We start from the raw sequence: 19,867 nt of genomic DNA, 5'->3' as shown, positions 1-19,867 counted from the left end.
ATATAATCTTTGTGAAACGAAACACAACTAGATGAGAGAATGAAATGAAGGAATTTTTATTTTTTGCTGTATTTACTTTTATTATGACAATAGGAGTAGGTGTAATCAATGCTAGCGCTTCCGAAATAGAGAATCCAGACAATATTCAAGAAGCGGAAGTAGAAACATTTGATTTAAATGGGAACATAGCTCAAGAGAAAGAAATTGTTTTGGAAAACGGGACAGAGGGAACTTTAGGTATAATGCCAATCATTGACGAAAGACCGCTGTTAAAAGGAACTTATTCGCTAGCAAATGGAACAAGTACATGGAAAATATACTGGTATAGTGGTGTATATAATTGTTCGTTTAATGCTAAGATTAATGTTACTAAGGGTAAAGGTAAAATTACAAGTGCTTATAATCCATGGTATCAATTTTATAGTCCAGGACTTGATGTGAAAAAATCTAAACTTTCAAAAACTAGCTCTGGTTCAAGCGCTAGTTATGTATTTGATTGTAAAAATAAGATTTCTAACTGGAATGTTACGTTAAAAGCATCAGTAAGCGGGAAAAAGTTAACTACAAGTTTTAAATAAAGGGAGGCAAAAGCATGTCTTGGATAGCGCCTTATATACCAATTGTATTAGAAGCTGTTTTAGTTATTGGTATCGTTTTTATAGGATTTAAGATTTATAAAAAGTTTCGTTTATCAAAAAAATAATGTTTAATATAAAAGACCCCCAAAAGTTAGAGCTAAAAATCTAACTCTTGGGGGCTTTTTAAATTATCAAATGTGGTTATAAATTTATTCTTAAAATTGATGTAAATATTATATATGTTAAAGAAGTATAATATTTCTCGAGAGTAATAGATTAATTCATTCAATAAATATGGCAAAGAGGAACTCTCACAACGGAAATGACTTCTAACTAAGATACTTAAAAATAAATCAAAAAAAATAGTGATAAATAGTACTATGACTATAAGGTTAAGGCTAATTTAACAGAAGAAAAAAACCAGCTGTCATGACGACAACTGGTTTTTCAAGTTTTATTTATTCTTATAAAGGTCTACAATTTCTTTCGCTAAATCTTTGAAAGTAATTGCATTCATTAAGTGGTCTTGTGCGTGAACGAGTAGAAGGGAAACTTCTGTTTTTTCGCCACGTGCTTCACCTTGTATAAGTTTTGTTTGAGAATGATGCGCTTCAAGTAGTGCTTGTTCTGCTTGGGCGATTTGTTCGTCTGCTTGAGCGAAATCCCCTTTTTTAGCGGAATCAATGGCTAACATAGCATCGCTTTTAGCGTTACCACCGAACACGATCAAGCTCATAATAGTTTGCTCTAAATCCATCTGTAAACACGTCCTTAAAGTTTTGGTTTTTAAAAATTATTCTGCAGTAACGCCTTCAGCAGCAAGTGCTTCTTTTTCACGACGTAGCTCTTGGATTTGAGCAATTTTCGCGAATGGAAGGAAGATTAGGATAGATAGACCTAAGTTTACAGCTGCAAGTACGCCACCAGCGATACTTTGTGTTGCAAGTGCTCCACCGATAATTGGTGGTGTAGTCCAAGGAGTTACGATAGTACAAGCTGGTACCCAACCGATAGCTGTTGCAAAGTAAGCCACAGTTACAAGTACAAGTGGTGCCAAGATGTACGGAATGAACATAATTGGATTCAAGACGATTGGAAGACCAAACATCATTGGTTCGTTAATGTTGAAAATACCAGGCGCTGCAGACAATTTAGAAACTGTCATGTACGCTTTATGTTTACGAGCTACGATAAAGATAGCAATGATTAAACCGATAGTTGCCCCAGTTCCGCCTAAGTTAACGAAAGAGTCAAAGAAAGGTTTGTTAACGATGTAAGGAAGTTCTTTACCAGCTTCTAGGGCTTTTACGTTAGCTTCGATAGCTGGGATATTGATTGTTTGCATGAACGGGTCGATAATGTTCGCACCGTGTAAACCAAAGAACCAAAGGAAAGCAGAAACGAATGCGAGTAATAAAGCTGCTGGCAAGGAGTTTGCAAGACCCATGAACGGTTCTTGTACTAATTCGTAGAAAGAAATTACTAAGTTAGTCACACCAGCTGCTTGGAAGAACGCAGTGATAAGACCAAAGATTGAAACAGTGATCATTGCAGGGAATAAAGCTGCGAATGAACGAGAAACTGCCGGTGGAACACCATCAGGCATGTTGATAATTAATTTCGGGCTACCACTTAAACGAGTGAAGATTTCAGTGGAAAGAATAGCGATAATTAAAGCTAAGAAAAGACCAGTTGATCCAAGACCACCAGTGTTTGCAATACCGTCTGCACCTGGAGCAATTGCGCCGATAGTGAAGAAAGTTGCTACAGAAACTACTGCGGAAGAAAGTGGATCTTTGTCATAAGATTTAGCTAAGTTGTAAGCTACAGTGAAAGCGATAAGTAATGCTAAGATAGCAAAAGTACCGTTCCAAACATTTCCGCCGAATGCTTGCCAAGTTCCTTCACCAAATAAATTATTCATGAATTTTTGGTAAGCTGGAATTGGGAAGTTGTTAATTAAAACAGCGAAAGACCCTAGAATCATTAGTGGCATAGTTGTGATGAAACCATCACGAATTGCTACTAAATGACGTTGTCCACCAATTTTGGCAGCGTAGGGAATGAAATATTTCTCCATAAATGCGATAAAACCATTCATTTTTTATTCTCCTTTTTTGAGGGATAGAGTAATAGCCGGGTTAAGACGAATACATAATTTCTAAAACATAGCGTTATTACTATACCTCTTTAGTTTTTTATAATTTTCAGCTAGTTAGCTGTAATTACCCTCTTTTACTTCATTAACTCTAATGCTTGTTCTAAAACTTTGTCGCCTTTCATCATTCCATAATCAACACTGTTAATAACAGCTAATGGAATACCTTTTGGCTCTAATTTTTTCTTCATGTTTCCTTCTAAGAAACGTACTTGTGGTCCAAGTAATAAAACATCGATTTCGTCTAAATGGTTAGCTGCTTCTGCTTCGGCAACAGCAAAGATTTTTGCTTCAAGGCCTTGTTCTGCAGCTGCTTTTTCCATTTTTGTAACTAGTAAGCTGGTAGACATACCTGCTGAACATACTAACATGATTGTTTTCATGATTATTTCCTCCTCTAGATAATTCTCTTAACACTTATTATATATGCAAGTACCGTGCCAACTTTAAATGTGGCTATAAAAGGGTTTTCATTTTGTTTTTTGCTTACACATTGGCTTTTTTTGTGTGTAAATTTTACACACATTGCGATATTAACGGAATCTTTATGCGGGTCTTTAGAATCTTAACACTGTCTTTATACGTTTGTTGGTAGGATTAGTGGTGGAAAGAGTACGGTGAAGGGGTGAACGGAAAATGGGTGTTGTTCTAGTAATTGCTGGAATCATCGGTTTAGCTTTGTTGGTATATTTATTTTATGTGTTGTTTAGAGGTGAGGATTTATGAAGTATATTGTGATGCAGGATGTGTTTTTTGTTGTATTGTTGTTAGTTTTAGCAGTGCCACTTGGGATTTATATGTATAAAGTGATGATTGGGGAAAAGGTATTTTTGTCACGAGTGCTAGAGCCAGTTGAACGGTTTGGTTATCGGTTGATGGGTGTGAGTGAGGTTGGAATGTCCGCGAAACGTTATGCGGTATCCGTACTTGCTTTTAGTGCAGTTGGGTTTGTATTTGTAATGGCGGTGTTGATGCTACAAGGCTTTTTACCGCTCAACCCGGAAGGTATTAAAGGACTTAGTTTTAGTCTGGCGTTTAATACGGCGGCGAGTTTTGTGTCGAATACGAACTGGCAAGCTTATTCTGGTGAGACGGCTTTATCTTATTTTTCGCAGTCGATTGGCTTAACGGTGCAGAACTTTGTTTCGGCGGCGACAGGGATTGCAGTTTTATTTGCGGTAATTCGCGGCTTTATATGGAAGAAACAGAAAACAGTGGGGAATTTTTGGCAAGATTTATTTCGAGTGACGCTTTATATTTTACTACCACTTTCGCTTATTTTGGCGCTTCTTTTAGTTTCGCAAGGAGTGGTGCAGTCCTTTGCTGATTATTCGGTTGTCGAAACACTTGAAAATGGGGCGAAGCAGTTGATTCCGTTAGGCCCAGCAGCGAGCCAAATTGCTATTAAACAGCTTGGTACAAATGGCGGCGGCTTTTTCGGAGCGAACTCTGCGTTTCCGTTTGAAAATCCATCTAGTTTTACTAATTTAATAGAAATGTTGGCGATTTTACTTATTCCAGTGGCGCTTGTTGTGATGTTTGGGCGTGCGGTGAAGGATAGTAAGCAAGGCCGCGCGATTATGACAGCGATGATGATTGTTTTCGTTATTGGTGTTGTTGCGATAACTATCTCCGAACAATTTGCGGGTCCAAGTTATCAAGGTGTTGCGACTTCTGGCAGTATGGAAGGAAAAGAGGTTCGATTTGGTGTTGGTGGTTCGTCGCTTTTTGCGGCTTCCACAACGGCAGCCTCGAATGGAGCGGTGAACGCAATGCACGACAGTTTGACTCCGCTTGGGGGACTGGTGCCGATGTTCTTTATGCAACTCGGTGAGGTTATTTTTGGCGGTGTTGGTAGCGGACTTTATGGCATGATTGGCTTTATTATTTTGACGGTGTTTATTGCGGGGCTCTTGGTTGGGCGGACGCCAGAATACTTAGGGAAGAAAATTGAACCTTATGATATGAAAATGGTTTGTTTGCTTATCTTGGTTCCGCCGCTGTTGACTTTATTCGGTACGGCGGTTGCGGTGATGATGCCAAGTGTGCAAGCTTCTGTTTCGGCGAGTGGGGCGCACGGCTTTTCTGAGGTGCTCTATGCATTTACTTCGATGGGAAATAATAATGGTAGTGCTTTTGCTGGATTTGCGGCAGACACGACGTTTACAAATATGGTTGGCGCAGTAATGATGTTACTTGCTCGTTTTATTCCGCTAGTTGCGGCGCTTTACTTAGCTCAAAATATGGCTGGAAAGAGTTCAGTTGCAGCGAGCAGCGGGACGTTATCGACGAAAAATGGCATGTTTATTGGTCTTTTAATTGGTGTTGTGGTACTTGTTGGCGCACTTAGTTTCTTGCCAGCACTTGCGCTTGGACCGATTGCGGACTTCTTTACAACTTTCAAATGAGGTGAATGGAAATGATGGAAAAAGGTATTTGGAAAGATGCGCTGATTCAGTCGACGAAAAAACTGTCTCCAAAACTGCAAGTGAAAAATCCGGTGATGTTGCTTGTTTATGTTGGTGCGATTTTGGCAACGAGCCTTTATTTTCTCGGTTTCTTCGGGATTTCGGATGAGAAGTCTGGTTATACGCTAGCGATTGCGCTGATTTTATGGTTTACAGTGTTATTTGCGAATTTTGCTGAGGCGATTGCGGAAGGTCGTGGTCGAGCACAGGCGGATAGTTTGAAAATGGCTCGAAAAGACGTTTTAGCTCGAAAATTAAAGAATGTTGATGATAAAACTGATGTGATTGAAGTTGCTTCGAATGACTTGAAAAAAGGCGATATTGTGTATGTCCTTGCGAATGAACAAATACCGATGGATGGCGAGGTCATTGAAGGTGCGGCTTCGGTTGATGAAAGTGCGATAACTGGGGAATCTGCACCAGTAATTCGAGAGTCTGGCGGGGATAGAAGTGCCGTGACGGGTGGAACTACACTTGTTTCCGATTGGCTGGTTGTTCGTGTAACGGCGGTCTCTGGAGAAAGTTTCTTAGATAAAATGATTGCGATGGTGGAAGGAGCTTCACGGAAAAAGACGCCGAATGAGATTGCTTTACAAATTTTACTTGTAACGCTTTCGATTATTTTTCTGGCGGTTTCAGCCACACTTTTACCATTCACTGAATTTGCGAGCAAGCAGGCGGGTGCTGGTTCGGCGATTTCGATTACGAATGTGATTGCTTTGCTCGTTTGTTTGGCGCCAACTACTATCGGTGCGTTGCTATCGTCCATTGGAATTGCGGGGATGAGCCGTTTAAATCAAGCGAATGTTTTAGCAATGAGTGGTCGTGCGATTGAGGCAGCTGGAGATGTGGACGTACTTTTACTCGATAAAACTGGGACGATTACACTGGGAAATCGGAAAGCAAGCGAATTTTTGCCTGTGGATGGAGTGACGGAACAAGAGCTAGCAGATGCGGCGCAACTTTCTTCGATTGCGGATGAAACGGCGGAAGGTCGCAGTATTGTTGTGTTGGCGAAAGAACGCTTTGATATTCGTGGTCGAGATTTTGCTGAAATGCACGCAGAATTCGTTCCTTTCACGGCAACAACGCGAATGAGTGGAATTGATTATCAAGAAAATACGATTCGAAAAGGCGCGGCGGATGCGGTTCGTGCATATGTAACGGCGAATGGTGGGACGTACCCCAAAGAGTGTGATGCGATTGTGAGTAAAGTTGCTGGAGCTGGTGGTACACCGCTTGTCGTTGTTCGTAACAATCAAGTGCTGGGCGTCATTTATTTAAAAGATATCGTGAAAAATGGTGTAAAAGAACGTTTTCTCGATTTACGAAAAATGGGTATTAAAACAATTATGATTACTGGCGATAATCCAATGACCGCAGCAGCAATTGCGGCAGAAGCAGGAGTCGATGATTTTCTAGCAGAAGCAACCCCAGAAGCAAAATTGGAATTAATTCGTGAATATCAACGGGAAGGCCATTTAGTGGCGATGACAGGAGACGGAACGAATGATGCGCCAGCTCTTGCGCAAGCGGATGTGGCGGTTGCGATGAATACAGGAACACAAGCTGCAAAAGAAGCTGGGAATATGGTTGATCTGGATTCTAGTCCTACTAAATTAATTGATATTGTTCGGATTGGCAAACAACTGCTAATGACACGTGGGGCACTGACGACTTTTAGTGTTGCTAACGACTTAGCAAAATACTTTGCGATTATTCCGGTGTTATTTTACGGTATTTTTCCACAGCTTGAAGCGCTTAATTTAATGGGATTAACAAGCCCGACGAGCGCCATTTTATCCGCGATTATTTACAATGCGGTGATTATCATTGTTCTTATTCCGCTTTCTTTAAAAGGTGTGAAATATCGTGAAATGCCTGCTGGAAAATTACTGAGTCGAAATATGTTGATTTATGGTCTGGGGGGGTTGATTGCTCCATTTATCGCGATTAAATTGATTGATATGCTATTAACTGTTCTAGGAATCGTTTAAGAGGGGGAGAAAACATGAAAAGATTCATGCAAATTTGGAAGCCGGCAGTAATTGGCTTTCTACTTTTGACATTGGTGTGTGGCGTGCTTTATCCAGGTGTTGTCACTGTTTTTGCAGGTGTAGCTTTCCACGACAAAGCAAATGGCAGTATAATAGAAGAAAAGCTAGCAGATGGTACGACCGGAAAAGTTGGTTCTGCTGAAATTGGCCAAACGTTTACTGAGCCTGAGTACTTGATTGGACGGGCTGCAAGTGACGGGGTGGCGACAAACTTAAACCCTACTAGCGAAGAACAAAAACAATTAGTAGAAAAACGAATCGCTTGGTGGCATAAACTAGATCCGACGAACAACCGCGTTATCCCAATGGATCTCGTAACAGCATCAGCAAGTGGCGTAGATCCGGATATTTCAGAGGCTGCTGCGGCATATCAAGTAGACCGGATTTCTAGAGAACGAGGCATTTCCACCAAAGAAGTCAAAGAAATTATCGCAGAACATACAAGTAACCGATTGTTAGGTTTTTGGGGTGAGCCAACTGTAAATGTCTTACAAGTGAATTTGGCATTAGATAGATTGAAAATGTAAGTTGGAGGCGAGTATATGGAAACGAATCGTCCAAGTCCGGATGCGCTACTGGTGAATTTGCAAGAAGAAACAGATTCATCTGTGGGGAAATTAAAAATATATTTTGGTTTTGCGGCAGGTGTTGGAAAAACGTATGCCATGTTAAGTGACGCTAAAGACCAATTAGCAGCAGGTGTGGATGTCGTGGCGGGTTATATTGAACCCCATGCCCGCGTGGAAACACTGAGAATGCTAGAAGGAATCCCGATTATTTCACCTAAAGCAATCAACCATAAAAATATTGCGCTCAAAGAATTCGATTTGGACGAAGCGTTGAAACGGAAGCCGGAATTGATTCTGGTAGACGAACTTGCACATACGAATGCAGCGGGCGTAAGAAACAAGAAGCGTTTCCAAGATGTGGAAGAACTACTCCAAGCGGGAATCGATGTATACACAACCGTTAATGTGCAGCATATCGAAAGCTTGAATGATATCGTTGAAGGTATCACCAAGGTCGCTGTGCGCGAAACGATTCCTGACTATGTTTTTGATGAAGCGGACCGAGTAAAACTAATTGATATTGAGCCAGATGAGCTTTTGAAACGGCTCGAACAAGGCAAAATCTATCAACCAGAACGCGCGCAAACAGCTATGCAGAACTTCTTCACTAGAGAAAACTTAAAACTCTTACGTGAAATTGCGATGCGAAAAGCGGCCGACCGAATTAGCCATGAATACGACCAAACTGGTGTTTATCCAGAAAAACGTGCAAGTAGTAAATGGCTCGTTTGTATTGGGACATCGCCTTCGTCAGCAAAACTCATTCGCTGGACAGCACGCACAGCCGAGGCTTTCCGCGCTCCGTGGACTGCTCTTTACATTGAAAATGAAGAAAATGATTATATGACCAAAGCAGAGAAAAAATGTTTACGGGAAACGATGGAACTCGCTGAACGACTTGGTGCTGAGATTGTTACCCTCGCTGGGCATGATATTGCGGAAACAGTAGCTGAGTACGCTCGTTTGACCGGTGTGACAAATATTGTTGTTGGTAAGTCACGTCGGCGTATGGGGTTACGTTCCCTATTTGAGGAAGATTTTGAAGACCGACTTATCACGCATTTGGATAACGTCGATATGCACATCATTCCTTCAAGCCATCCAAAAGCAAAAAAACGGCGAATGAAAATGCGGTTTAAAAGTTTCCTCACATGGCATGACATGGCGAAAATGGTGTTATTATTAGCGCTAGCAACAGCGATTTGTGTTGGCTTAAGTGAATTTGGCATTGGCGACCAAAATGTGATTATGGTGTATATTTTGTCTGTTTTAATTATTTCTCGCGTAACAAGCGGTTATGTGTATGGTGTCTTAGGTTCTATCATTGGCGTCATGTTATTCAATTTTTTCTTCACGTCTCCGCTTTATACATTTAACACAATTCAGGCAGGGTATCCGGTGACTTTTGGGATTATGCTTTTGGTTGCATTGATTACGAGTGCACTAACTGTTCGAATCAAAACACAAGCCAGCCTTGCTGTTGAGCGAGAACGTCGAACCGAAGTGCTTTATGAAATCAATAAACAGCTTTTGGTAACGCGCAATTTAAAAGGAATTATTAATCTTACCAATGAATATATTTTGCATTTATTTAGCCGTTCCGTTATTTTTTATTCTGCTGATCCTGCCAAAAGTAATGAAGGGATTTTCGTACAAGCAGAAGGAAAAGAAGATGCGAGCGCGCTTCTTAGTGCGGATGAAGAAGCTGTTGCCCACTGGGTATTTAAAAACAAAAAACGAGCGGGCGCTGGGACGGATACGCTAATGGGAGCGTTTGGTTACTATATGCCGGTGATGTCACAAGGAAAAGTGCTTGGTGTCATCGGGGTTTCTTGCTCCCCGGAAGAAGGTCCGCTCACACAAGATAACCGGATATTTTTACGGATGATTAGCTCTCAAGTCGCACTAGCTTTAGAGCGCCAATATTTATCAGAAGAACAGCGCCAAATCGTTATTGAATCAGCCAAAGAAAAGATGAGAAGTAATCTGCTGAGGGCGATTTCACACGATTTGCGAACGCCGCTTACAGGTATCATTGGCGCGAGTTCCGCCTTACTTGAAAAAGAAGATGAATTAGACAAAGAAACCGAGCGAAACTTAATTAGAGGTATTAAAGATGATTCAGGCTGGCTCATCCGGATGGTCGAGAATTTGCTATCTGTGACACGAATTAGTGAAGGTCTGGTGAGCTTGGAACGAGCGCCGGAAGCCGTAGAAGAAATTGTTGGTGAGGCGGTTGGGCGCATAAAAAAACGTTTCAGAGACCGAACTATTCACGTGAAAGTTCCGCGTGATCTTTTGATGGTTCCGATGGATGGGACACTGATTGAGCAAGTGCTTATTAATTTAATGGAAAATGCGCTACGTCACGGTGGAACTGGTGCAGAAGTTTGGGTAGACGTGACGAAAACGAAACAAAGTGCGATTTTCAGTGTACGCGATAATGGAAAAGGAATTCCGGAAAATCGTTTGGCAGATTTATTTGATACTTTTGCGGTAGAGGCAAGAGAACGCTCAGACATGTCCCGTGGCTTGGGGCTTGGCTTATCGATTTGTATGTCGATTATTCGGGCACACGACGGAACTTTGGAAGCAAAAAATAACAAACATGGTGGGGCGACATTCTGGTTCACTTTGCCACTAGACGGAGGAGATGGAAAATGAACAGCAAGCGGCTTGTGCTAATTGTGGAAGATGAAGATGGCATCAGTAATTTTATTTCGGCTGTTTTGACGGCGAGCGATTACTCGGTGATTAAAGCAGTGAATGGAAAAGAAGCGCTAGAACAGACGGCTAGCCATTCGCCGGATGTAGTGTTGCTTGACCTTGGTTTGCCAGATATGGAAGGACTAGACGTGCTTCGGGATATTCGTGTTTGGTCAAAAGTGCCGATTATTGTTGTATCCGCGCGGGATCACGAACGGGAAAAAGTAACTGCGCTTGATCTTGGCGCAGATGATTATATTACGAAACCATTCGGCACATCGGAACTCCTCGCGCGTATTCGAACAGCGCTACGACACATTCAGCCAAGCAGTAAAGAATCGCCAAATGACCATATTATTCGCATTCAAGACCTGTATATTGATGACGACCGCCGACTTGTCAAAATGGACGATACGGAAATCCATTTTACGCCGATTGAATATAAAATTTTACTCCTGTTAGCTCGCCACGCTGGAAAAGTCCTTACACATGACTTTATTATTCGAGAAATTTGGGGGCCTTATCCAAGTGAAAATCAAGCGCTTCGAGTCAATATGAGTAACATCCGACGTAAAATTGAAAAAAATCCGGCAGAACCTGCATACATTTTGACAGAAGTTGGGGTTGGATACCGGATGGCAGAAGAATAATAATATGTTATGATAAAAATAAACGCCAGGAGGAATTAATATGCATAAAACAATCCGTAGCGTAGACGTTTATTATGAAAAATATGGTGAAGGAATACCGATAATAATGATTCATGGCTTTGCTCCTGATTCGCAGCTGATGATTGGTTGTATGGAGCCAGTCTTTGATAAGGAAAGCTCGTTCTCACGCATATATTTGGATTTGCCTGGAATGGGGAAAACCGAGAATTACGACTCAATTCAAAATGCTGACCATGTACTCACGCTTTTACTAGAATTTATTGAAGCGGTAATTCCGGGCGAGCAATTTGTACTCGCTGGAGAATCGTATGGTGGCTATTTAACTCGCGGAATCGCAGCGAAAATGCCAGATAGAGTACTCGGAGTCTTGCTTATTTGTCCAGTCATTTATCCTGAAAAAGAAAGAAGAACGCTACCCGAACAAAAAGTCATGTACCAAGACGATACCTTTGTCCAGTCACTATCAAAAGAAGACCGAGCATACTTTTCAAAAAGTGGCGTCATTTTAACAGCAAGAAACTGGAATCGTTTCTTGGCAGAAGTGATGGCTGGAATGATTAATGCAGATGGAGAATTTTTAGACCGATTATCTGCGAACTATGAGCTGAGCTTTGATCCAGACGAAAAAGTGCAATTCGATGTACCTGCATTATTCTTATTTGGTCGTCAAGATGATCACGTGGGTTATGCAGACGGACTAACGTTGCTCGAAAAATACCCACATGCATCGATTGCTATTCTTGATTTTGCAGGTCATAATTTACAAATTGAACAACCGAAAATCTTCACGACGATGGTGCAAGACTTCTTATTCCGCGTAAAACCAGAATAAATTAACCTTTATGACCGCCAACCATTTCAGAACGTTTTAAGCCAGTCGCTCCATTTAACAAACTGCTTGCATGCATAAGTGATTTAAAACCATAGCGCGAACGGATTTTGTCGACAGTTATTTCTAATTGCTCATGATTTAAAGTTTGGGTAAAATCTTCAAATAAATTGAGCTGTAGTCCGGTTTTTAAAGTAATCTTACCGCATGAAATAGCAATGGAGCGTACGGGTTCGCGTTCATCGTAACGTCTAAATAGTTGGAGGAAATAAGGAATAAGCGCATGACTACTACTAGTAGGAGGGATTTTAGCTTGATGGCTGAATCCTTTTTTTATGCTGTATTTACTGTAGCCAACACTTAGGTGAATAACAGCAGTATCCACATGATTTTGGCGCAAACGCATTGCTACTTCCTCGACCATTTCGCGAATAACAATTTCTACTTCCGCGGGTACGTGATAGTCTTTTTCAAGAATTTGGCTTTTTCCGTAGCTTTTACTAACAGGCACATATTTTTCGTTTAAAAGGCTATAATCGATTCCGTGAGCATGATAATAAAGTTGCTCACCGACTACACCCATTACGTTTTTCAATACTTGTGGCGGCGTTTGGCTTAGTTGATACATATTGAAGATTCCCATTTTTTGCAGGCGAACAGCAGTCCGACGTCCAATTCCGCACACGTCATCCAAATGCCTAATCTTCCAAATGGTTTCGGGAACATGCTCGTAGCGCCATTCAGCTATCCCATCATCGCGATTTTTGGCAACATTATCGAGCGCGAGTTTGGCAAGAAGGGGGTTGTCGCCGATTCCAACTGTGACATAGAGGCGCAGCTCTTCTAAAATGTCACGCTGGATTTTACGAACAATTTCCTCGGTACTTCCAAACAGCAAATGCGACCCAGTCACATCTAAAAAACATTCATCAATACTATAAACGTGAATAAACTCAGCGGGAACATAACGTCTGAAAATGGCTTGGATCATCGCATTTACTTTTAAATATAGTTTCATTCGTGGGGGTGCGATAATAATTCGCTTGTCCCAAGTGGGCAGTTCGTACATTCTTGAGCCAGTTTTGATGTGATGCACTTGTTTCATTTTTGGTGTGGCGGCTAAAACGAGGCCGCCAGATCGGTCAGCGTTGCTCATGACGACTAAATAAGCTTCAAGCGGATTCAGTCGGCGTTTGACACATTCAACCGAAGCGAAAAAACGATTTAATATCGATGCACAAAATATCTCGGCGCGGTGCACGGCTGTAGTCTTCTACTTGTACCATTTGTCGACACTCCTTTCTTCTACGTTTCGGATAGCAGAGAAGGAAAGCGGGATAACACCGTCAGAGTTTTTAATATAAATAATGTTGTTTTCCACTCCTGAAATACGACCGATAATATCGTTTTCGGGAAATGCTTCTGGATCTAGCGGCTTTTTCTGGATAATAAGCGTAGACTGATGTGTCATCGCGCTAGCTAGTACGCTCTCGATAAATTCTGTAGTCATAGCTTCTTTCCATACTAACGTTGGCTCAGCGTTTTGCATCGCTTCAGTATGTTCACTTAATAAAAAACCGCCCCATTTCTTCATGCCACGATCTTGATAGCTCATATGATGACACCTCCAATATTTCAAATAATTAGCTAATGCTTATATATATTATACGAACAAATGTTCTTGTTTGCAATGCGTAAATATTCTCATTTGTGATATTAAAAAGGGAAGAAATTACTATTTGTGAACAATTAATAAAATGGCTATAAAAAACGACCAAGTCCATAATTAGACTTGGTCGTTATGATTATTTTTTAAGCGTGGCTATCTTCGTACGCTGTAATTTGTCCAACACGGTTTGCATGTCGGCCACCTTCGTAATCGGTGTTTAGCCAAATTTTGACAATGTCTTCTGCTAGCCCTGGACCTATGACTCTCGCTCCAAGCGCAAGGACATTTGTATCATTATGTTCACGCGTTGCATGAGCGCTAAATGTATCACCAACAAGCGCGCAACGAATACCTTTTACTTTATTAGCTGCAATACTCATACCAATGCCTGTACCACAAACTAAAATGCCGCGGTCAACTTCTTGGTTAACAACTTTTTCACTAACGGTAATAGCGAGTCCCGGGTAGTCCACTGATTCTGGTGTTTCGGGGCCAAATTCCTCATAACTAATACCAACACTTTCAAGATAAGAAATAATACTTTTTCGTAATTCAATTCCGCCATGGTCTGAAGCAATGGCAACTTTACTAACTGTCATTTTTTCTCCTCCTGCCGTATAATCAATACCTTCATTATACATGAATTAGAGTTTTTCGACAGTCTTTCTGTTGCGCCAAGGTTTTGCGTGAACAATAATAACGTCGCAAGGTGCATGGGCGGCCGTATATTCAGAAACACTACCAAGAATAAATTGTTCTGTTGCCGAAAGTCCAGTTGCTCCAACTAAAATTAAATCGGGTTCAAAATTTCGCGTTATTTTTTTATTGAAGGTAGTTTTTGGCGTACCAAAGTGAACAAAAGTTTCAACGTGCGCTACGCCAGCTTTTTCGGCTTCTTTTTTGTACATATCAACTAATTCTTCTCCGTAAGCTTTGGCTTTTTTGGCATAGGTTTGTTCATAATCGATTAATGGTGCAATCCGACGAACATCCGCGACAAAGCCAATACCAAGCGTAGCACCATCCATTTTGGCAAATTGAACAGCTCGTCTTAGCGCGGCTTCCGCTTCATTTGATCCATCTACACCAACAAGAATCCGTTTGTAAGCAGACATTTTGTATCACCCTCTCAAAAGTTTTCCCCTTATTTACTTAATACCCATAAATAAAAGAAAGAAGCATGATTAAAGAGAAAATTTTGTGGTACTATGAGGAAAAGGGGGTCTCTTTATGGCTAAGCTAGAAACGTTTTATCCCATTGTAGCTACACCAAAGCGTGCTGGCTATAAAGAATATCTACCGAGTGCAGCTCTTACAGGCTATATTCGCTGTTTTTGGGAGGCAGATGATAAGAATTTCCCGGGAAATAATTTAGTGGTTCCTGATTTATGTGCGGATATTATTTTTACAATTGATAGTAAAACAGGGCTAGTGACGGATGCTATATTTGTTGGCGTTAGTGATGCATCGTTTGAGTCTGACGATGAAAGTAATACCGAGCTTTTTGCCGTGCGATTTTATGCGTGGTCGTTATTTTTATTTGTCAAACAGGACTTGACTGGTAGCATGAATCGGGTAAAAGAGCCGGAAGAGATGTTTGCTGGATTTGTTTCGTTTTTTCAAGAGAGGTTTGCTGAAATGACGACGAACAGTGAAAGAATAGCTTTATTAGAAGAATTTTTACTGCGAAAATTAATGATGCTTGGCAAGCAAGTCCATCCTGATTTTTTAAACAGTATTGATAAGTTACTACAAAACCCCAATCAATTTGCGTTAGGAGCTGTATCTGTTCGGCAGTTAGAACGGCTGTTTCAAAAACACATGGGACTTGCACCTAAACAGACAGCAAAACTTATTCGTTTCCAAAAAGTATTACAGGCATTATATGAGAATCCAAGTGTGCCGGGCGCTGAACTTGCTTATCTTCATGGGTTTACGGACCAGGCTCACTTAATTAAACAATTTAAACGATATAGTAATCATACCCCAGAAGAAATGAAGCAAATTTTTCTGCAAAATGTCGCAAATATACAATGAAAAACGTAAATGCTTTGTTAAACTAATGATATGGAGGTGCTTAAAATGATTAATGAATTTGTTTGTACAAATATTTCCACACAAGATCCGGCGGCGTTGGTTGCGTTTTATCACGAAAAATTGGGAATTCCGATAGTATTCGAAGGGTACGACAATTATGACGGAGCGAAATTAGGTTTTTCTGAAAAGGCTCCCGGGATTATTGTTTGGAATAATAGCAAATGGGGCGAAGCAAGCGAATCTAAAGTGGAGTTTGTTTTCTCGTGTGATACTAGTTTGGATGAGATGTACCGGGAACTTCAAACAGCGGGAGTGGAGACACCAGAACCTCGTGTGGCTGAGTGGGGCGGACGTGAACTGAATTTACTTGACCCAGATGGCAATAAGATTATGATTTTGGAGCCCGCACAATGAGCGATGAATTTGCTTGGATACGGGAGGAAATCAGTGGTCTTAAAGGAGTCCAGTATTCTTTTAAAGAAGAATGGGGAGCGGAGCGCTATCATGTCTTGGATCAGCTAATGGCAATGCGCGGAACGAATAAAAATGGGCATCCCATTTTAACCTTGAAGTGCGATGCCGAAAAAAGTGAGCAACTTCGCGCAGAAAATCCAGCCATCGTTCCCGGTTATTATATGAATAAACGAGTTTGGATTTCTGTTTTATTGGAAGAAGAACGAGATAAAGACTTGATTCGCGCATTAATTCAGCATGCCTACTCAGAAGCGAAGAATAAGTTGCCAAAATATAAACAAGCAGAACTTTTTGACTAATTTAGTTAAGAAGTTCTTATTTCTGTTATAATGAAATTGATTGTGAAAAAGAAAACAAAAAGGAGATGAAAAGATGGATATTAATATGTTTATCCTATACTTCTTCATTTATTCTGTTCTTGGATGGGCTTGGGAGGAAGTTTTTTGCTCGATTTCAGAAAAGAAGTTAGTGTATCGTGGTTTTCTGTATGGACCATATTGCCCCATTTACGGGTTTGGGGTAACGGCAGTTTTAATGATGATTTTACCGTTTCAAAACAACTTATGGGCCTTATTTATTTTTTCGATGATTATATGTACGGTAATTGAATATGTTACTGCAACGATTTTGGAAGCATTATTCCATACAACATGGTGGGATTATCACAACTGGCCACTCAATGTAAAAGGTCGAATTTGCTTGCCGATTTCGATTTTTTGGGGATTTGCTTGTATTATCGTTGTACGCTTCTTGCACCCACTTGTCACCGAATTTGCGGATTGGATTTTAAGCTGGGGTGGCTGGATTATTCCTGCGCTCATCGTGGTTCTGATGCTTATTGATACGATTAAATCTGTCACAAGTATGCTATCATTCCAAAAAGCACTTGCCGAATTTAATGAAAAACTAAATGCACAAGCGAATGAGCTAAAAGCAAGTGTAAAAGAACGAGCGAAAGAATTTGAAGAAGGACTTTTGAAGAAACAAGAAAATGTTGATATGAAAATTGCTGAAATTGAAGCAAAACGTAAACAAGACAAAGAACTTGCTGCCAGCATGCGCAAACTTAAATTTAATGAACGACGAATGTTAAAATCGTTCCCGAAAATGAAAGTGAAACGCGCAGCACCCTTTAAGAATCTCAACAAAAGTTTGCTTCGGGTGGATAAACTGAAAAGAAAATAGAGAAACTGATTATGGCGCGAATGGTATTTTTTATCATTTGCGCCTTTTTTTGCGTTATTTTTTACAAAACGTGTAGAAAGAACAGCCTATCTTTTGTATGATTAAGAAGAAACAACGCCCCGCAAAACTCCGTTACTTCATTCTCATTTTTGTTTCAAAGCAGATTTTACCTACCTTCATGAAGTTTCACAATCACGCTATAAACAAGCTTTACAAGCAACTTTCACATATTTGGAAATAACAGGATTGTTAAAAAAGTCACAAGTAAAGCCCAATGATGTACATTCTTTCCGCAAGTTATTGGGATGAAAGCGTGTACATTTTTATTAGATTTAGATTTATAATTAAAACGAACAGGAGGGAACGATATGTATTTGGATGAGAGAAGTAATTCACTTTTAAAAGAACTCTTACGACATCCTGACACATCGAGTACGAACTTACAAGCAAAATTTGGTTTAACTCGAAGACAAGTCGACTATAGTTTCCAAAAAATTAACAACTGGCTAGAAGAACAGACTTATCCGAAGATTCATCGAGCTGCAAATGGTCGATTTATCGTAGAACCTGACCTGTTTCAAATCATTGGTGAGGAAGATGGCGAAAAAACAGATTGGTACATCCCGTCAGAAAAGGAGCGCGCTAGTCTAATCATCCTCATGTTAACAACAGGAAGTGAAGAGTTATCCCTTAATCACTTTATAAGCGAGCTGGAGGTGAGTAAGAACACCGTATTACGAGACTTGAAGCTGGTACAAAAGACACTCGATAAATTCAACCTCGAAGTAAAATATTCACGAATGCGTGGCTATTTAATTGATGGAGATGAGTGGAACCAGCGGACGGCGCTCATTTATGCGGCAGAACACATCATAGAAAGTTTTGGCGGCGAAGAGTATTTACAGGATTTCATGCAAGTGGATGAAGCGAGAATTAAAGAGCTTCGGGAAAAATTGGAACAAGTCGAGCATCACCTGAATTTGCATTTTATTGACAATAAAATGCAAATACTGCCTTACATTTTAGAAGCTGTTTTTCGGCGGATGAAGAAAGGGCAAACAATTACGACATCTTTCCTGATTGACTACAATGAATTGTCAGATACTCGGGAATACGGAGCAGCAGAGATTTTTATTGAAGAAGAGCCGAATATGCCAGAAGCAGAGCGAATGTACATCACCTTGCAACTTTTAACTTCCAATGTACTTCCGAAACAATATTTGAAATCGGAGGAAACGCACAAGTTAAGACTGGCACTGGAACAAGTTCTAAGCGAATTTGAGAAAAAGGCTTGTATTCAACTAGTAGACAAAGAATCGTTACTTGAAAAATTATTTGCACATATTAAACCTGCGTATTATCGGATTAAGTATCATCTTACAACAGATTACAGCATTTTAGACAAGATTGATCAAGAATTCCAAGCCGTGCATTACATCGTGAAAGAGTCGTTAGCACCATTAGAACGTTTTATTGGTAGCAAAGTTCCTGAAAATGAAAGTATATTTATTACCCTTTTCATTGGAGGGCATTTAATCGAATCCACAGAGAAATTACAAACGAGACTAAAAGCAGTTGTGGTTTGTCCGAACGGATTGTCGATTTCGAGATTGATGGAAAAAACATTACGAAGCCTTTTCCCGGAAATATTTTTCTATCAAGCGATGTCGATTCGAGAATTTGAACAAACAAAGTTAGGTTATGACATTGTATTTTCCGCAGTGCCACTTTCGACCGACAAGAAATTTTTCCTTATCAACCAATTGATGGATGGGAAAGAGCGCCTGGAGCTTAGACGCCGGGTGATGCGGTCGGTTTACTTAGTGGATGAGGTGAATATAAGCGTCGATCAATTAATGAAAACAATTTCCAAATTTGCTGATATTAAAGATGCTGCCCGTCTTGAAAAAGTGCTAGCAGACTATTTAATGCCAGTTCCAGAAGAAAACACATCTAAACACGAAGGCAAAAGCTCACTCGCAGATTTGCTTGAAGTAACGCGAATCACACGTAAGAAATCAGTGAAAGATTGGCATGAAGCAATTTATCATGCAGCTTTACCGTTACTTTCAGCGGGAGTGGTGGAGCCAGCCTACGTGGAAGAAATGAAACGGCAATATCCAGCACCGATTATGAACATCATTCTCCGTAATACGATAGCTATCCCTCATGCTGAAACGGAAAAAGGAGTAAATAGCCTCGGAATGAGCTTGCTTTATCTAGAAGAAGGTCTGCCACTCGAAGGCGGTAAAGAACTACATTTTATCGTTGTCATTGCAGCCATAGATAAAAACGCTCACTTCACAGCTTTACTACAATTGATGGAATTATCGGAGAACAAAAAAGAACTGAAAAAACTTGCGGATGCTGCGAACACAGAAGAAATGCACCAAATAATTAAAAACTTCACGGACTTGGAAACAAAAAAGACAATGTAGAGAAGTCAGAAAGAATTACAGGAGGATT

20 protein-coding genes are annotated in these 19,867 nt (G+C 40.5%); 13 read left to right on the top strand and 7 right to left on the bottom strand.

Annotated elements, in window-relative coordinates:
• Positions 1 to 44 precede the first annotated feature (44 nt).
• Positions 45 to 578, top strand: coding sequence for a DUF5626 family protein (locus CKV70_RS13670; protein WP_003722044.1), 534 nt, complete (start codon positions 45 to 47; stop codon positions 576 to 578).
• Positions 579 to 1,032: 454 nt separating this feature from the next.
• Here the strand turns inward: CKV70_RS13670 and CKV70_RS13665 are convergent, their stop codons facing one another.
• The 3 genes from CKV70_RS13665 to CKV70_RS13655 all read right to left on the bottom strand — a co-directional run bounded on the left by CKV70_RS13665 (position 1,033) and on the right by CKV70_RS13655 (position 3,119).
• Entirely contained in the window at positions 1,033 to 1,335 is a 303-nt protein-coding gene (locus tag CKV70_RS13665) for a PTS sugar transporter subunit IIA (RefSeq protein ID WP_003722042.1), read from the bottom strand.
• Positions 1,336 to 1,371: 36 nt separating this feature from the next.
• The gene (locus tag CKV70_RS13660; RefSeq protein ID WP_003733065.1) at positions 1,372 to 2,679 is read right to left on the bottom strand and encodes a PTS sugar transporter subunit IIC; all 1,308 of its coding nucleotides are present in this window, start codon (positions 2,677 to 2,679) and stop codon (positions 1,372 to 1,374) included.
• 134 nt (positions 2,680 to 2,813) lie between these two features.
• Positions 2,814 to 3,119 (bottom strand): PTS sugar transporter subunit IIB, encoded by a 306-nt coding sequence (locus CKV70_RS13655; protein ID WP_003733064.1) that lies wholly within the window; start codon positions 3,117 to 3,119, stop codon positions 2,814 to 2,816.
• A gap of 253 nt (positions 3,120 to 3,372) precedes the next feature.
• Here CKV70_RS13655 and CKV70_RS13650 point away from each other — a divergent pair, with 253 nt between their 5' ends.
• The 7 genes from CKV70_RS13650 to CKV70_RS13620 are packed head-to-tail and all read left to right on the top strand — an operon-like array spanning position 3,373 to position 12,039.
• Complete coding sequence (locus tag CKV70_RS13650; RefSeq protein WP_015455298.1) at positions 3,373 to 3,462, top strand: potassium-transporting ATPase subunit F; 90 nt, start codon at positions 3,373 to 3,375, stop codon at positions 3,460 to 3,462.
• A complete protein-coding gene (gene kdpA / locus CKV70_RS13645; RefSeq protein ID WP_014601191.1) occupies positions 3,459 to 5,144 on the top strand; it encodes a potassium-transporting ATPase subunit KdpA in 1,686 nt (561 codons plus the stop codon). Before CKV70_RS13650 ends, kdpA begins: the two co-directional genes overlap by 4 nt.
• An 11-nt stretch (positions 5,145 to 5,155) precedes the next feature.
• Entirely contained in the window at positions 5,156 to 7,201 is a 2,046-nt protein-coding gene (gene kdpB / locus CKV70_RS13640) for a potassium-transporting ATPase subunit KdpB (protein ID WP_003733062.1), read from the top strand.
• A gap of 14 nt (positions 7,202 to 7,215) precedes the next feature.
• Positions 7,216 to 7,788 (top strand): K(+)-transporting ATPase subunit C, encoded by a 573-nt coding sequence (gene kdpC / locus CKV70_RS13635; RefSeq protein WP_003733061.1) that lies wholly within the window; start codon positions 7,216 to 7,218, stop codon positions 7,786 to 7,788.
• Positions 7,789 to 7,803: 15 nt separating this feature from the next.
• The gene (locus CKV70_RS13630) at positions 7,804 to 10,494 is read left to right on the top strand and encodes a sensor histidine kinase (protein ID WP_010990039.1); all 2,691 of its coding nucleotides are present in this window, start codon (positions 7,804 to 7,806) and stop codon (positions 10,492 to 10,494) included.
• Positions 10,491 to 11,186 (top strand): response regulator, encoded by a 696-nt coding sequence (locus CKV70_RS13625; RefSeq protein WP_003722035.1) that lies wholly within the window; start codon positions 10,491 to 10,493, stop codon positions 11,184 to 11,186. Before CKV70_RS13630 ends, CKV70_RS13625 begins: the two co-directional genes overlap by 4 nt.
• A 40-nt stretch (positions 11,187 to 11,226) precedes the next feature.
• A complete protein-coding gene (locus CKV70_RS13620; protein WP_003722034.1) occupies positions 11,227 to 12,039 on the top strand; it encodes an alpha/beta fold hydrolase in 813 nt (270 codons plus the stop codon).
• Between the two features lies 1 nt (position 12,040).
• Here the strand turns inward: CKV70_RS13620 and CKV70_RS13615 are convergent, their stop codons facing one another.
• From CKV70_RS13615 to CKV70_RS13600, 4 genes are all read right to left on the bottom strand, one after another.
• Entirely contained in the window at positions 12,041 to 13,297 is a 1,257-nt protein-coding gene (locus CKV70_RS13615) for a Y-family DNA polymerase (RefSeq protein WP_014601190.1), read from the bottom strand.
• A gap of 12 nt (positions 13,298 to 13,309) precedes the next feature.
• Positions 13,310 to 13,651 carry a hypothetical protein gene (locus CKV70_RS13610; RefSeq protein WP_014601189.1) on the bottom strand — a complete coding sequence of 114 codons (342 nt, stop codon included), beginning with the start codon at positions 13,649 to 13,651 and terminating at the stop codon, positions 13,310 to 13,312.
• 197 nt (positions 13,652 to 13,848) lie between these two features.
• Entirely contained in the window at positions 13,849 to 14,304 is a 456-nt protein-coding gene (rpiB, locus tag CKV70_RS13605) for a ribose 5-phosphate isomerase B (protein ID WP_014601188.1), read from the bottom strand.
• A 45-nt stretch (positions 14,305 to 14,349) separates the two neighbouring features.
• Positions 14,350 to 14,820, bottom strand: coding sequence for a universal stress protein (locus CKV70_RS13600; protein WP_014601187.1), 471 nt, complete (start codon positions 14,818 to 14,820; stop codon positions 14,350 to 14,352).
• 115 nt (positions 14,821 to 14,935) lie between these two features.
• On the opposite strand from CKV70_RS13600, the gene CKV70_RS13595 reads away from it, so the two are divergent.
• The 5 genes from CKV70_RS13595 (at position 14,936) to CKV70_RS13575 (ending at position 19,839) form a co-directional block, all read left to right on the top strand.
• Entirely contained in the window at positions 14,936 to 15,742 is an 807-nt protein-coding gene (locus tag CKV70_RS13595) for a helix-turn-helix domain-containing protein (protein ID WP_014601186.1), read from the top strand.
• Positions 15,743 to 15,787: 45 nt separating this feature from the next.
• On the top strand, positions 15,788 to 16,156 hold the full coding sequence (locus tag CKV70_RS13590; protein ID WP_014601185.1) for a VOC family protein: 369 nt from the start codon (positions 15,788 to 15,790) through the stop codon (positions 16,154 to 16,156).
• Positions 16,153 to 16,515, top strand: coding sequence for an MmcQ/YjbR family DNA-binding protein (locus CKV70_RS13585; protein WP_014601184.1), 363 nt, complete (start codon positions 16,153 to 16,155; stop codon positions 16,513 to 16,515). The genes CKV70_RS13590 and CKV70_RS13585 overlap by 4 nt, the downstream gene beginning before the upstream one ends.
• A 73-nt stretch (positions 16,516 to 16,588) precedes the next feature.
• Positions 16,589 to 17,401 carry a putative ABC transporter permease gene (locus tag CKV70_RS13580; protein WP_009931856.1) on the top strand — a complete coding sequence of 271 codons (813 nt, stop codon included), beginning with the start codon at positions 16,589 to 16,591 and terminating at the stop codon, positions 17,399 to 17,401.
• A 368-nt stretch (positions 17,402 to 17,769) separates the two neighbouring features.
• Positions 17,770 to 19,839 carry a BglG family transcription antiterminator gene (locus CKV70_RS13575; protein WP_003722025.1) on the top strand — a complete coding sequence of 690 codons (2,070 nt, stop codon included), beginning with the start codon at positions 17,770 to 17,772 and terminating at the stop codon, positions 19,837 to 19,839.
• Positions 19,840 to 19,867 lie beyond the last annotated feature (28 nt).

Origin of the sequence: Listeria monocytogenes (assembly GCF_900187225.1) — a bacterium.
GTDB classification, from domain to species: Bacteria; Bacillota; Bacilli; order Lactobacillales; family Listeriaceae; genus Listeria; species Listeria monocytogenes.
Note: the sequence above shows the minus strand (reverse complement) of the source record. Positions and strands in the feature narration are given on the sequence as shown.